Below are 12,723 nucleotides of genomic sequence, written 5' to 3'. Positions count from 1 at the left end.
ATAGACAATATTGTCTCTCTCTATTAGCTTGCTTAGTTGCGTATGAAAAAGTAAGAGCTTGTACGTATATTGCTTACACTATTTATTACTTTTAAATTCAATAAAAACAATTGCTTGGGTGTTATTGGGGGCGATTAAATAGGCTGGTTTATCCTGAGCTGCATTGTGATTTCCCCATTTTTAGCGGAATTTCATCGTACATCCTTTTACTGTATTTAGAGACTTGCGTACACCTGTGGCACAATAGGCGATTATTGAGGAGTGCTGTTTGGTAATGCAAATGGCAGAAAAATAACTAGAAATTGAATAACCAATGTTTAAATCAAAAAGTATACTTGCATTATGCACGTTCGCATTTGGCTGTTTTGCCAATCAAGATAGTGAACCAACGTCCGTTGTACTGAACTATGGTGACTCTTCACTCAGCGCTGATATTCAAGCAAATCGAAAATTTCATGTGGTTCAAGATAATGAAAGTGAACATGTGGAGTTTTCTGGAGGAGTCACGAAGGAATATTCCGATTACATTGTGAATATACATATCATCAGAAAAAGCAAAATACGCAGATCAAGTCGAGAGCTAAATACCACCGTATTGATGAACAGCGATCAGCTTGAAAAGCCTTTAGTGGTTGGTATTGAAAATGATGAATTCACCAGTATTACTTTGCGTTAATACTTGGTATTTATCGAATAGGAATGGTTGAACCGATGCTCTCAATACGTCGCTATCGCGCAGAGGATGCTCCAATATTGTGGACACTTTTTTACCACACTGTACGAGTCATTAATCGTCGCGATTATACCGAATCACAAGTTTCAGCTTGGGCCCCATCAGATTTTGATCTCAATTCATGGCAACGCACAATGGATGCTATTCAACCCTATATCGCGGAAATAGAAGGGCAGATCGTTGGCTATTGTGATTTGCAAAGTAACGGCTTGATTGACCATTTCTTTTGTCACCATGAATATCAAGGTCAAGGTATTGGTCGTGATTTGATGTCTTTTCTATTTTCACAGGCGAAAGTAAAGGGGATAGAGCGACTGTACTCTGAAGTGAGTATCACTGCCCGGCCTTTCTACGAGAAAATGGGGTTCACAGTTAAGGTTCAGCAACGTGCTGAAGTTAGGGGAGAAACCTTAACTAACTTTATGATGGAAAAGTATATTTCATTGAAATCGTGAGCATTTAGTGAGCTTGAACACAGATATAAAATGTTTTCCAATGTGAAAACAAGTTCATTGATCTCGCACCAAAGTTTTGTTTGAAAACAGTGTGCATAATCTTCTTTGGAACAAGCCATTACTGCATTTTTCGTCTCTGAAGGCTTAGTCAGAGCCTAAAAGCTTCGGTATTACGGTGGGTAATGGCGTTCCAAACGCCAAACGTGTCTGGCTAACCATCTCAGGAAGAGAAGTAGTACTATGCGCCCTTATCTCAAATACATTATTCCAACATTGATACCATTGCTTATTTGGTTAATGCCCCTCTCTGCATTCCCATTTGATGGCATTACTATCGTCCAGCAGAGAGTGATCGCAATCTTCTTGCTTGCTGCACTCTGCTGGGTGTTTGAACCTATTCCAATCTACGCGACTTCGGTCGTTATCATTGTGCTCGAATTATTGCTTGTTTCGAATAAAAGCATCGTACTTTTTCGCTTGCAAGAAGGGCTGCCACATTTTGGTGAGCTGTTGCAATATAACGAGATAATGGCGACTTTCGCTAGCCCGATTATTATGCTGTTTCTCGGCGGGTTCTTCTTAGCTATGGCGGCGACAAAGTACAGGCTGGATGTCAACTTAGCGCGCGTGTTGCTAAAACCATTTGGGCAAAACCCAAAGTTCGTTATGTTGGGTTTGATGTTGATCACCGCTGTCTTTTCCATGTTTATGTCAAACACCGCAACAACAGCGATGATGTTGTCGATTCTAACCCCTGTGATTGCGGTATTTGGACCTAAAGATCCCGGTCGAATTGCGTTTGCCTTGTGTATTCCTGTTGCCGCCAACATTGGTGGTATTGGTACACCAATCGGCACGCCCCCGAATGCTATCGCGCTGAAATATTTGGTTGGTGATAACTTAATTACGTTTGGTGAATGGATGGTCTTTGGCGTGCCATTCGTCATTGTGATGATGGCGCTAGCGTGGTTTCTGATTGGCTTTTTGTATAAAGCCGAGCAAACCACCATCGATCTGAATATTAAGAGCAAGTTTTTGAAAACACCAAAAGCGATGATTGTCTATGTCACCTTCGCAGGTACGATTATTCTCTGGTTGATGGGGTCAGCACATGGGATGAACTCTTACACAGTGGCATTAATTCCGGTCGCGGTATTCTCATTGACGGGCATTATCAACAAGGAAGATTTGAAGAAAATTTCTTGGGACGTGCTTTGGTTGGTGTCAGGTGGTATCGCTCTGGGTCTTGCTCTGGATAAAACAGGGCTTGCGAAGCTGGTGGTACACAGTATTCCGTTTGATCAGTTCTCGCCATATGTGGTCTTGTTTGGTGCGGCTTTCTTGTGCTTGTTAATGGCAAACTTTATGTCGCATACGGCTACTGCAAACTTACTTATGCCGATTATGGCTGCGCTAGGTACCTCGATGACTTCGTTAACGCCATTGGGTGGAGAAGTGACGCTGATCTTAGTCGTGACATTTGCCGCTTCACTCGGTATGTCGTTACCAATCAGTACGCCACCAAACGCGTTGGCTCATGCTACTGGGCATGTCGAAAGCAGCCAAATGGCTCGTATCGGTGCAGTGCTGGGCGTGATTGGTGTATTACTTAGTTTTGTTATGGTTTGGATTTTACATACCGTTGGGCATATTGGGTAACCCATGTACGAAACGAAACTAGATGCGTTAGTACAACGCTATTTTAACCATCTTGAACGCCGATTAACGGTCTTATCCGGATCGGTACTGATCGAGCAAGCTGGCTACAACGACCGGTTGTACTACGTGCTGTCAGGAGAGTTGGCTGGCTATTATGCGGAAGATGATAAGAAGCCAATTCAGGTATTTTCTGCGTCTCAAGGTGCGTTTATTGGCGTACATAGTTTCTTTTCTGGTACATGGACGGCCTCTTCGACAGTTATTGCTCAAACTGATGTTGAACTGGCTTGGATACAGCGTGATACGCCCGCGGTGGAAGAGGCGACATACGGACCATTGACGACACAATTTATGCCTGTGATGGTGAACGAGTTATCTCGGCGTCAACGGCGTGCAATGCAAGAGGCCTTGGCTAAAGAAAAAGCGTTACAAAAGCTGCATACCGCAGAGCAAATGACAACGTTAGGACAGCTTGCTGCGGGTATTGCTCATGAGTTGAACAATGCTATTGGTGTGGTAAGCAGTAAATCAGAGCGACTCGAGTCGGTCATCATGGAATTGCTTGAAGAAGTTCATCCGGAAGCGAGTCAGTTTTTTGATTTTGGTTTGATGCAAGGACAGAAAGTCTCTTCCAGCGAAGCGAGAAAGCGGGGGCGTCACTTCGAAAAATATTACGGCTTACCCAAGGATCTCGCGCGTGATCTCGCACGTGCCGTTCCAAATAATTTCCTGTCGGAGCATTGGTTAAAAAGACCCGAAGAAGCGATACGTTTCTGGCAAATGGGGCGAGACCTTCATGATTTGCGTATTGCCTCTAAACATACTGTTGGCATTGTACGTTCAGTGAAACAATTGGGGCGTACGGATATCGATTTGGATGAAGCGTTTAATATTAATGACTCAATCAATCGAGCGCTGGCCCTATTGCAAAGTGACTTAAGACGCGTGAGCGTACGTTTTAGCCCAGCGGAGTTGCCGGACTTTGTTGGCTCTCAAACCGAACTCGTACAAGTTTGGGTCAATATTTTAAAGAATGCGTGTGATGCACTTGGTCAAACCGAAGACCCGGGGATCGAAATACATACTCGAGAGAGTAAGGGGAAAATTTTGGTCACGATTGCTAACAACGGACCAGAAATCGATGAAGCGACACGCAGAAAAATTTTCCGGCCAAACTTCACCACTAAAAAGGGTGGGTTATCGTTTGGTTTAGGATTAGGGCTGTCGATTGTGAAACGCATTATCGCCGGATATAACGGCTCTATTGTGGTAAAGAGCGACAGTGAAAAAACAATTTTTAGAATCAAGTTACCAGTAGAGGGTGAACATGGAGAAGCTTAATGTAATTTGCGTTGATGACCAACGAGAGGTATTAAGCGCGGTTCTACAAGATTTAGAGCCGTTACATCAGTGGTTGAATATCGAAGACTGCGAATCCGCAGGTGAGGTTCTAGAACTGATGGATGAGCTTGATGCAGAAGGCGAGATGATCGCATTAATAATTTCCGATCATGTCATGCCAGGTAAAACAGGAGTGGAACTACTGACAGAGGTATCACAAGACAGTCGTTTTGTTCGCACACGTAAAGTGCTTCTGACGGGGCAGGCGACGCACACGGATACCATTAATGCAATTAACTCCGCAGGTATTGATCGCTACTTTGAGAAGCCATGGCAAGCGAGCCAATTGATTGAGTGCGTTAGAAACTTGGTGACTCAATATATCTTTGATATGGGCTTAGATTACACTCAATATCACGAACACTTAGATCAGAGTGTTGTTTTTGAGCGCCTACGTTAATCAAGGCTCTCTAAGGTTGTTTTCGTCACGGCCAGTTAGTGTCTGAAATTTACTGTGAGTAGTTCAGCATGCTTAACGTGGCCGTGCGGAATAGCGTTAATTCTGGGATTATTTCGCCGAAGAACGGTTTAGCTCAATGAATAGCGACTGGCACTGGCAACAGAGAGTGGTTTAGAGAACCAATAACCTTGCAAATAATCGACGCCCATCTCGGAAAAGAAGTCACACATTTTTGCGTCTTCGATGCCTTCTATCACCACTTCAATATTATTTTCCTGACACATAGTGATAAGAAACTTCAAATACTCTTGAGAAGAGCGATTGGTCAGTGTCTTCCATGCCATCGACTTATCAATTTTGATTTGTGTCATCGGCAAGTCGAAGAAGCTATTTAATGAACTGTAACCAGAGCCAAAGTCATCGAGCGAGAGTGCAAAACCTAACTCCCTGAGCGTGCTTAGGGGGGCAATAGCCGTCTGGTTATTATCCAAAATAAACGTTTCTGTCAGTTCCAAAACAATAGACTCGGGGTCAACGCCTGCTTCATCCGCCATGGCTTTAATTCGCGTAGGGAATTCGCTGTTCATCAACTGAAGTACAGAAACGTTCACGTTAACACGAACTTGGTTTTGGTAACGTTCACGGTAGTTTTTGATGAATTCACACGCTTTGGCAAATACTTGATATCCCAGTTCGACGATCAATCCTTTGTTCTCTGCTACAGGGATAAACTCGTCGGGATAAATTTCGCCAAACTCTTTGCTACGCCAGCGCACTAGTGATTCGAAGCTCACCACTTTTGAGCTTTTGGCGTCAATAATTGGCTGGGACTTAACACTTAATGTCTGTTTTTCTAGCGCACTTTTAAGACCTTGCTCAATAAAGAAGTAGCGATCAACGGCATGCTGCGTCTTCTCACTGTAGACCGCGACGCGGTCTCTATTTTGTTCGCTCGCGTACTGACAAGTTCTTGCCGCTTTACGTAAAATTTCCTCTGCGGAGTGACTAGGGTCAATACAAGGATACAAACCAATGCTAATGTTGCTACCTAGGTATTGGCCTTCTTCAATCACCGCTTCATGGTAGGTTTGTTTTAAACTTTCAGCGTAACTCTGTAGCGCTTCTATTGAGCACTCATCGTGAATCAAAATCGCAAAGTCATCATCATGCACGCGATACACCGAGCTGTTTGGAGAGGGCAAGTGACTGAGAGTTTGTAGCAACTTCTCTACTAACCCATCGACCAGTTCACTGCCATATTGATTCAAGTAAGATTTGATGTCTTCGATCTGAATATAACAAATAGACGCGCAAGAATCGGTGGTACGTACACTGTCCTCGATATCCAGCAAGAGATGGGCGCGGTTAGCCATGCCTGACGCGTTGTCATGAAATGCAACTTGATGGATGTAACTTTCCATCAGCTTACGCTCAGAAATATCTCGATGGCTGCCAACCATGTAATGGCCATGTTCTGTTTCTTTGGTCATGGCTACGCCTTCTATCCAGACGTATTGTCCATTGGGTTTACGCACTCGGTAAGTGGTTGTAACCCTCTTATTGTTGGTCGTGATGTGCGCATCGACCCTTGTGGACAGCCTTTCTCGATCAAGAGGATGAACAAGCTCTAACCATTGCTCTAAACTGATTCGGCCAGCGTTAATACCGAGCTGTTCATAGAAGCCTTTGTTGTAAAATACCATGGTACCAAACTCATCCATGTAGAAGAGGCCTTCGTTAAATACGTCGAAGATATGAATGAATCGTTCTTCAACGATTTTCAGGAACTCTCGGTCACTATCTGAGGCTTGTTGGTCAAATATGGTGGTCAAGATATTTCCTCCTCGAGCGTGTTAGCATCAGAGATAAGTGTGGGGATTTGATAACATAGAGTTGATCTGTTGGCGTACATTACAATCACAAAAGTATCAGTTCAAATTGTTTGGCTATCATTTTATGCGCTACTAGGTTAATAACATACTAAGATTAGGCGGCTAATCATCGACATTTATAAAAAATAGTCAACAGTAAAAATCATTTATAAAATACAGTTATTGATGCTGTCCGCAATCTATAAATATTTATGAATAATTATCCTCAAGTTATTTTAAGACGTGTCGGTTAGAGGTTCTGCTCTTGAGTGTCATATCTGTATATTTGCTAGGCTAAAGACCATAATAACAAAAAGGGCTTAGTGATCGCGATGGGTTATTAATTGACAGGATGCTCATTAATAGTAATCAATTCTAATTTATTATCACGCCAATTAATCAAATCTCTTATAATACTGCCGTTAATATCGAGTAAGCTTTCTTTTTATGCAGTACGATCCAAAAAATTCAATCAAAATTGCGCTCGCTGATGTCGGCGTTGGTATGTTTGTTACCGCGATAGAGCACAACAAGCGCGTAAATTTAGCCAATGCAGGGCGGATATCTAGCCCAGAGGGCATTAAGAAGCTTACCGCGAGCGGCGTGAAGTATGTTTGGGTAGATCAAACATTATCTTCTCAGAAGTGTGTCTTTAAGCCTGTGGATGAATCCATTGTTGCCGTAGAAGAGGAGCGAGAGCCCAAGTCCTCTGACTTTTCGAAGGTTCAACGCGCTTATCGCTCGAGAGATGTTCAACATAAACGAGCCAAAAAGCTAATTGCGGAAGCAAAAGATCTGGCGCAGAAACTATTGAATCAAACTTTTGAAGGCAAAATCATTGAAGTTGATGAGGTAGAAGCTTGGGCTGATGATGTCATTGAAAGCGTTTTTATCGACTCAGATGCGTTGCAATGTGTTTCTGCACTCCGAAAAAAAGACTCCTACTTGTTGGAACACTCCGTCAATGTGGCTTGCCTTTTAGTGTCATTTGGTAAGTACTTGGGGTTAGATAAGCAGACATTAAAGCAGCTCGCTATTGGTGGCATCATTCATGATGTAGGTAAAATTAAAGTTGATGACAAGATTTTGCATAAACCAGCAAAGCTAACACCTGAAGAGTTTGAACACATGAAGCTACATCAAGTGTTCGCTGGTGAGATTATCCTCCATGTAAAGGGCCTTAGTGATGTGAGTCGCGATGTCTGTTTGATGCATCATGAGAAGTTAGATGGCAATGGTTACCCTAGAGGCTTGAAAGGCGATGAGATTCCGATTCACGGCCGCATGAGTTGTATTGTTGATATTTACGATGCATTGACGGCCGATCGTTGCTACAAAAAAGGCATGAGCTCAGCAGAGGCGTTTAAAATCTTGTTGAGTCTAACGCCATTTCATTTAGATGCAGACCTAGTCTACAAGTTCATTAATTGCGTTGGGATGTACCCAGTGGGCTCTATTGTTGAGTTGAGTGATGGGCGTGTTGGTATTGTTTGGTCCTCAAATGACTCTCAAGCTTTAAAGCCAGAAGTGAAGTGTTTTTACTCACGCAAATATCAACGTTATATCGATGTGGCGATGGTCGATTTGAAAAATAGCCTACACAAAATAGAAAGAGCAGTCGCTCCGTCATCGTTAGAAATCGATCCCAAGCCTTTTTATGATTAAGAAAAATAAACATGCTTTACAACCTTGCATGCAGAGCGTATTTTGATTGCATAACTATCTATTAATGGTTTCTAAATTATGTAGGGACTAGGTGGTTATTAAAGAATCGAGTTTCATGGATGGAAACTGAGCTAGGAATATCTCAATAAAGATTGAGATATAACCCTCTACTTTTTGCGGGAAGGGATGCCAATGCAAATTGATACATGGATTTTTTACACTCTGGCCGTTTTGGTGCTTACTGCATCGCCTGGGCCAAGCTCATTGCTGTGTTTAAGTAAAGGTGTGAGCAGTGGGTTTCGTATTGCCCTCATGACTGCGCTAGGCAGTTTATCAGCGATCACTATTATACTAACGCTTTCTTTTACCGGGTTAGGGGTTGTGATTGCCTCATCTGAGCTGGTCTTCAATATCATCAAATGGTGTGGTGCCGCTTATTTAATCTGGTTAGGCATTCAAGCGCTGCGCTCTTCTCAAACGGATTTTGACAAAACGGCAGCCGTCCAAAGCTCCTCGAATGCGCTCAGCGCGTTCACCAGTGGTTTTATTGTTGGCGCTAGTAACCCGAAAGCGATTGTCTTTTTTACCGCTTTGTTTCCTCAGTTCATTGATCCCTCTGCGTCTTTGTTGGCTCAATACGCGATTTTTGCATCTACATTTGTGGTGTTTGAGCTAAGTTGGCTAACATTTTATGCATTATTAGGTGTAAAAGCTTCAGACTGGCTGTTTGTCGCTGGAAGAGCCAAGTTGTTCAATCGCCTGACTGGCGGAGTATTTATTAGCGCGGGCGTCATGTTGTCGACGGCAAACCGATGAGAAAGCGCGTGTTCGGTGCATGGTTGGATTATTTCAATAGCGTAAGTTGCAATAACCTAATTTAGCGTTAGCTTATTTCCATTATGGAAATAGACGTTTTGTTTATTTTCATTAGTGGCAACAGGTAAGCCGGAGTAAAATCACGTTACTCTTTAGGGGTAGAATCCATGTTTTATCTTGTGGGTTTGTGGTTACTTTTTCAGGGACATCTCAGATGAAAAGCCTTTCTGAACTACAACAATGTTTTCTAGATATTGCGACTGATGTTCGTCTTTCTCCAAAACAAAAGTCGAACTTTTTGGCCTTGGAGGCGGAAGCATGTATTCCTTACATGTCGATTTCCCCATCGCTAAGACAAGCAATGGATGAAGGAATCATCTGTGATATGTTTGAAGGCCATGCACCTTTCAAACCACGCTATGTGCTGCCTGATTACGCTAAGTTCCTATCGCAAGGCTCTGAGTATCTAGAGTTGCTTCCAGCTGACGATTTCGATGATGCGCTGAATATGCTCACCATCATTTACCATCATGTTCCATCGGTAACGAATATTCCGGTGTATTTAGGTCAGTTGGATGATGTCTTGCTACCTTACATAGGCGACCTAACAGAGAATCAAATTTACAAAAAGTTAAAACATTTTTGGATCATGTTGGATCGCACATTGCCAGATGCGTTTATGCACGTGAATGTCGGACCGACAGACAACATTATTTGTCGCACTATTTTAAAAGTGGACGCCGAGCTCAAGCAGATTGCGCCAAATCTTACGTTCATGTACGACGAGTCGGTCACGCCTGATGATTTACTTCGTCAAGCGACGCAGAATATTTGCGAGTGTAGTAAGCCTCATATTGCCAATTACCCTGTGCACTCGAAAGCCTACAGCGGTTCACGTTTTGGTATTGTAAGTTGCTACAATTCACTGCCACTGGCTGGTGGTTCAAACACGCTGGTGCGAATGAACCTAAAAGAAGTTGCAGAACGAGCATCGGGTTGTAACGACTTCTTAAACAGTGTTTTACCTCTATACCATCAATTAATGGTTGAGTTGATAGACGCTAGAAGTACGCACTTGCATGAAAAGTCCAATTTCTTTCAAGGATTTTTGACGCAAGAAGGGTTGATTGAAGAGTCCCGTTTCGCACCAATGTACGGCATTTATGGTATGGCAGAAGCGGTGAATCTTCTGTTCGAAAAAGAAGGCCAAACGGGGCAGTACGGAAAAGATGAACGCGCGAATGCTTTTGCTCATGATGTTTCAGCCACACTGGCGAAACTAGTGGAGTCAACCCCAGTGAAATACGGTTTGGATTGCAAAGCGCTCTTACATGCTCAAGGTGGTATTAGCTTAGATCTTGGCGTTACGCCAGGTGTGCGTCTTCCTTATGGCACTGAGCCAGACCCTGTCACTTATGTACAAGCAACAGCTGAGCATCACCAGTATTATCGTGCAGGTATCAGCGATATTTTGACGATTGATGAAACGGTGAAATCAAACCCAGAAGCGATGTTTAATTTGTGCAAAGGGGCGTTAAATGCTGGTTATCGTGAGTTTACCGCGAATGTGGCCTCAAATGATTTGATTCGCGTTACGGGATACATGGTCAAGCTTTCTGATATCGCAAAATATGATGAAGAAGGTTCGAGAACCAATACGACGTTTCTGGGAGCAGAGGCGGCAAGAAATACTGGGATTTTAGAACGCTCACCACGTGTGGTGAGTCATGAAATGACACCGACCTACACGCAGGCGTAAAGGTCGGTTTAGGAAAGAACAAGATGTCTAGACGAAGTGGAAGCCTTTTGGCAAAAGTCACTCGTATCCTTCCTTTCTCTTGTGTTGATGGGCCAGGAAATCGTCTAGTCATCTTTCTACAGGGTTGTAACTATCAGTGTTTGAACTGTCATAACCCTCATACAATAAACCATTGTAATCACTGTGGTGATTGTGTGAGTGAATGTCCGGCAGACGCACTGAAGTTCGACGAAAACAACAACGTTGTTTGGCTTAAAGAGGAGTGCACCCACTGCGATCATTGTATAGAGATATGTCAGAACCAATCTAATCCAAAAATTACTGACTACTCTGTGGTAACAATGCTCGATTTGATACGCAAGCATCGCTTTTTCATCAGTGGTGTTACAGTATCCGGTGGGGAATCTACCTTACAACTTCCTTTCATTATTGAGCTGTTTAAAGGGATGAAGCAAGATCCTGAGTTACAGCACCTTTCTTGTTTCATCGACAGCAATGGCTCTTTATCAGTGACAGGTTGGCAGCGTGTGCTTCCTTTTCTGGACGGTGCGATGATCGATTTGAAATCGTGGCAGACAGAGACGCACCAGTGGCTAACTGGGCGTGATAATCATCGTGTATTCAAAACGCTTCAGTACCTTGCAAAGCATGAAAAATTGTATGAAGTTCGGTTACTGCATATTCCAGGGAAAAGTGATTTAGATATAGAAATCGTAGCGATTGGGCGCTATTTGAGTACTTTACCTGAATCGGTGCTTATCCGTTTAAATGCATTTCAACATCACGGAGTCATGGGGGAGGCGCTAACCTGGGATGCGTGCTCTCGCCATGATATCGAACGCTTAAAATCAGAACTTTTACGTTACGTGAGTAACCCCATCGCAGTGCCGACTGTACTCACGTAATGCAGTTTTGATTCGTTATCTTACTCACGCATCGCACGTCTAGCATGGCACAGGCATCGAGCAATTGTTTTTGTAGCCATTTTAAAGCCGGATCGTTCAAGCTCGCTTTGTTCCAAACGAGGCTGTAGGCTACCTGTCCATAATCGAATGGAAGGGATTGTTCAACCAAGCCTTTTGCTTGCATGGCCGCCCTTGCCCAAAGTTTGGAACAGGTGAACAAGTAATCTGAGTGCTGACACATCACTGCAGCTGAACCAAAATCCGCTACACGCATAGCCATATTTCGCTTCGAGTGCCTTTGTGTGAGGTTCTGCTCGAAATAAGGTTGTGAGAGATCTTTATCATGAATCCCAATGTGTCTTGCACAGAGGTAGCTTTCAACAGACAAAGGCTGTTTAGAGAGTGGATTTGATGATCCCATTAAACAAACCATTTCGTCTTTCAGAATGGTTTGCCATACCAAGTCTTTGTTTTGCGTGGGCGGCTGACTAAGATCGTGTGGAAGCAGCAAAAAGTCCACTTGGCCTCTTACCAACGCATCGAAACTCATTTCCTCTTTTGCATGCACATTCAAATGTGCATGATTGCCGAGTTGCAGAGATAAATGCTGTAGAACTGGCGCAAAAAGCTCAAACGAACTTTCGCGCATAGATAATGAGAAACTGCCCTGATAGTAAGCTGGATTAAATGAGCCCTGATGTAATAATCCATTCATGCTAGAGAGTATGCCATGGATCGAGGGGCCAATGTGCAGCGCAAATGCCGTTGGTACCAAGCGAGTACCATCGCGATAGAAAAGGTCATCTTTCAGCGTTTCACGTAATTGCCCAAGTGTTTTACTGACGCTCGAAGGTGTCACACACAGGCGCTCTGCGGCAAGCGTAACACTGTGAGTGGTTAACAACATATGCAATACAGTGAGATGTTTTAGGCTAATGCGTGAAAGAGCAATGTAGTCCATAAATAGCATGGTTTCTTATGATTTTTGGCAGTATATCAGGATGAAACAAATTTTTACTATTGTTTATCTCGTAAATGAGCATCTTTCGCTTTGAGCTC

Annotated in this window: 11 protein-coding genes; 9 read left to right on the top strand and 2 right to left on the bottom strand. The window is 43.3% G+C overall.

The window, feature by feature from the left end:
• Nucleotides 1-313: 313 nt before the first annotated feature.
• From NL644_RS13935 to NL644_RS13915, 5 genes are all read left to right on the top strand, one after another.
• Complete coding sequence (locus tag NL644_RS13935) at nt 314-676, top strand: hypothetical protein (RefSeq protein ID WP_046875214.1); 363 nt, start codon at nt 314-316, stop codon at nt 674-676.
• Nucleotides 677-711: 35 nt separating this feature from the next.
• A complete protein-coding gene (locus NL644_RS13930; protein WP_253658620.1) occupies nt 712-1,188 on the top strand; it encodes a GNAT family N-acetyltransferase in 477 nt (158 codons plus the stop codon).
• A 240-nt stretch (nt 1,189-1,428) separates the two neighbouring features.
• A complete protein-coding gene (locus NL644_RS13925) occupies nt 1,429-2,847 on the top strand; it encodes a DASS family sodium-coupled anion symporter (protein WP_253658520.1) in 1,419 nt (472 codons plus the stop codon).
• 3 nt (nt 2,848-2,850) lie between these two features.
• On the top strand, nt 2,851-4,188 hold the full coding sequence (locus NL644_RS13920) for a sensor histidine kinase (protein WP_005394159.1): 1,338 nt from the start codon (nt 2,851-2,853) through the stop codon (nt 4,186-4,188).
• Nucleotides 4,175-4,648 (top strand): response regulator, encoded by a 474-nt coding sequence (locus NL644_RS13915; protein ID WP_047008729.1) that lies wholly within the window; start codon nt 4,175-4,177, stop codon nt 4,646-4,648. Before NL644_RS13920 ends, NL644_RS13915 begins: the two co-directional genes overlap by 14 nt.
• Nucleotides 4,649-4,776: 128 nt before the next feature.
• On the opposite strand, the gene NL644_RS13910 is transcribed toward NL644_RS13915, so the two are convergent.
• Nucleotides 4,777-6,480 (bottom strand): bifunctional diguanylate cyclase/phosphodiesterase, encoded by a 1,704-nt coding sequence (locus NL644_RS13910; protein ID WP_253658519.1) that lies wholly within the window; start codon nt 6,478-6,480, stop codon nt 4,777-4,779.
• A 486-nt stretch (nt 6,481-6,966) separates the two neighbouring features.
• Here NL644_RS13910 and NL644_RS13905 point away from each other — a divergent pair, with 486 nt between their 5' ends.
• The 4 genes from NL644_RS13905 to NL644_RS13890 all read left to right on the top strand — a co-directional run bounded on the left by NL644_RS13905 (nt 6,967) and on the right by NL644_RS13890 (nt 11,664).
• Nucleotides 6,967-8,184, top strand: coding sequence for an HD-GYP domain-containing protein (locus NL644_RS13905; protein ID WP_005394162.1), 1,218 nt, complete (start codon nt 6,967-6,969; stop codon nt 8,182-8,184).
• A 192-nt stretch (nt 8,185-8,376) separates the two neighbouring features.
• Nucleotides 8,377-9,000: a LysE family translocator gene (locus tag NL644_RS13900; protein ID WP_253658518.1), complete on the top strand. Its 624-nt coding sequence runs from the start codon at nt 8,377-8,379 to the stop codon at nt 8,998-9,000.
• A gap of 214 nt (nt 9,001-9,214) precedes the next feature.
• Nucleotides 9,215-10,759: a YjjI family glycine radical enzyme gene (locus tag NL644_RS13895; protein ID WP_253658517.1), complete on the top strand. Its 1,545-nt coding sequence runs from the start codon at nt 9,215-9,217 to the stop codon at nt 10,757-10,759.
• Between the two features lie 23 nt (nt 10,760-10,782).
• On the top strand, nt 10,783-11,664 hold the full coding sequence (locus NL644_RS13890) for a YjjW family glycine radical enzyme activase (RefSeq protein ID WP_006741577.1): 882 nt from the start codon (nt 10,783-10,785) through the stop codon (nt 11,662-11,664).
• Here the strand turns inward: NL644_RS13890 and NL644_RS13885 are convergent.
• Nucleotides 11,657-12,625 carry a LysR family transcriptional regulator gene (locus NL644_RS13885; protein WP_253658516.1) on the bottom strand — a complete coding sequence of 323 codons (969 nt, stop codon included), beginning with the start codon at nt 12,623-12,625 and terminating at the stop codon, nt 11,657-11,659. The genes NL644_RS13890 and NL644_RS13885 overlap by 8 nt on opposite strands.
• Nucleotides 12,626-12,723 lie beyond the last annotated feature (98 nt).

The sequence above is a fragment of the Vibrio sp. Y10_XG_PY6 genome (assembly GCF_024181795.1).
Lineage (GTDB): Bacteria > Pseudomonadota > Gammaproteobacteria > Enterobacterales > Vibrionaceae > Vibrio > Vibrio diabolicus.
Note: the sequence above shows the minus strand (reverse complement) of the source record. Positions and strands in the feature narration are given on the sequence as shown.

Excerpts from the sequence above, each read along its gene's own strand:
- NL644_RS13935 (WP_046875214.1), top strand. The coding sequence starts at position 314 with ATGTTTAAATCAAAAAGTATACTTGCATTATGCACGTTCGCATTTGGC.
- NL644_RS13930 (WP_253658620.1), top strand. The coding sequence starts at position 712 with ATGCTCTCAATACGTCGCTATCGCGCAGAGGATGCTCCAATATTGTGG.
- NL644_RS13925 (WP_253658520.1), top strand. The coding sequence starts at position 1,429 with ATGCGCCCTTATCTCAAATACATTATTCCAACATTGATACCATTGCTT.
- NL644_RS13920 (WP_005394159.1), top strand. The coding sequence starts at position 2,851 with ATGTACGAAACGAAACTAGATGCGTTAGTACAACGCTATTTTAACCAT.
- NL644_RS13915 (WP_047008729.1), top strand. The coding sequence starts at position 4,175 with ATGGAGAAGCTTAATGTAATTTGCGTTGATGACCAACGAGAGGTATTA.
- NL644_RS13905 (WP_005394162.1), top strand. The coding sequence starts at position 6,967 with ATGCAGTACGATCCAAAAAATTCAATCAAAATTGCGCTCGCTGATGTC.
- NL644_RS13900 (WP_253658518.1), top strand. The coding sequence starts at position 8,377 with ATGCAAATTGATACATGGATTTTTTACACTCTGGCCGTTTTGGTGCTT.
- NL644_RS13895 (WP_253658517.1), top strand. The coding sequence starts at position 9,215 with ATGAAAAGCCTTTCTGAACTACAACAATGTTTTCTAGATATTGCGACT.
- NL644_RS13890 (WP_006741577.1), top strand. The coding sequence starts at position 10,783 with ATGTCTAGACGAAGTGGAAGCCTTTTGGCAAAAGTCACTCGTATCCTT.
- NL644_RS13885 (WP_253658516.1), bottom strand. The coding sequence starts at position 12,625 with ATGGACTACATTGCTCTTTCACGCATTAGCCTAAAACATCTCACTGTA.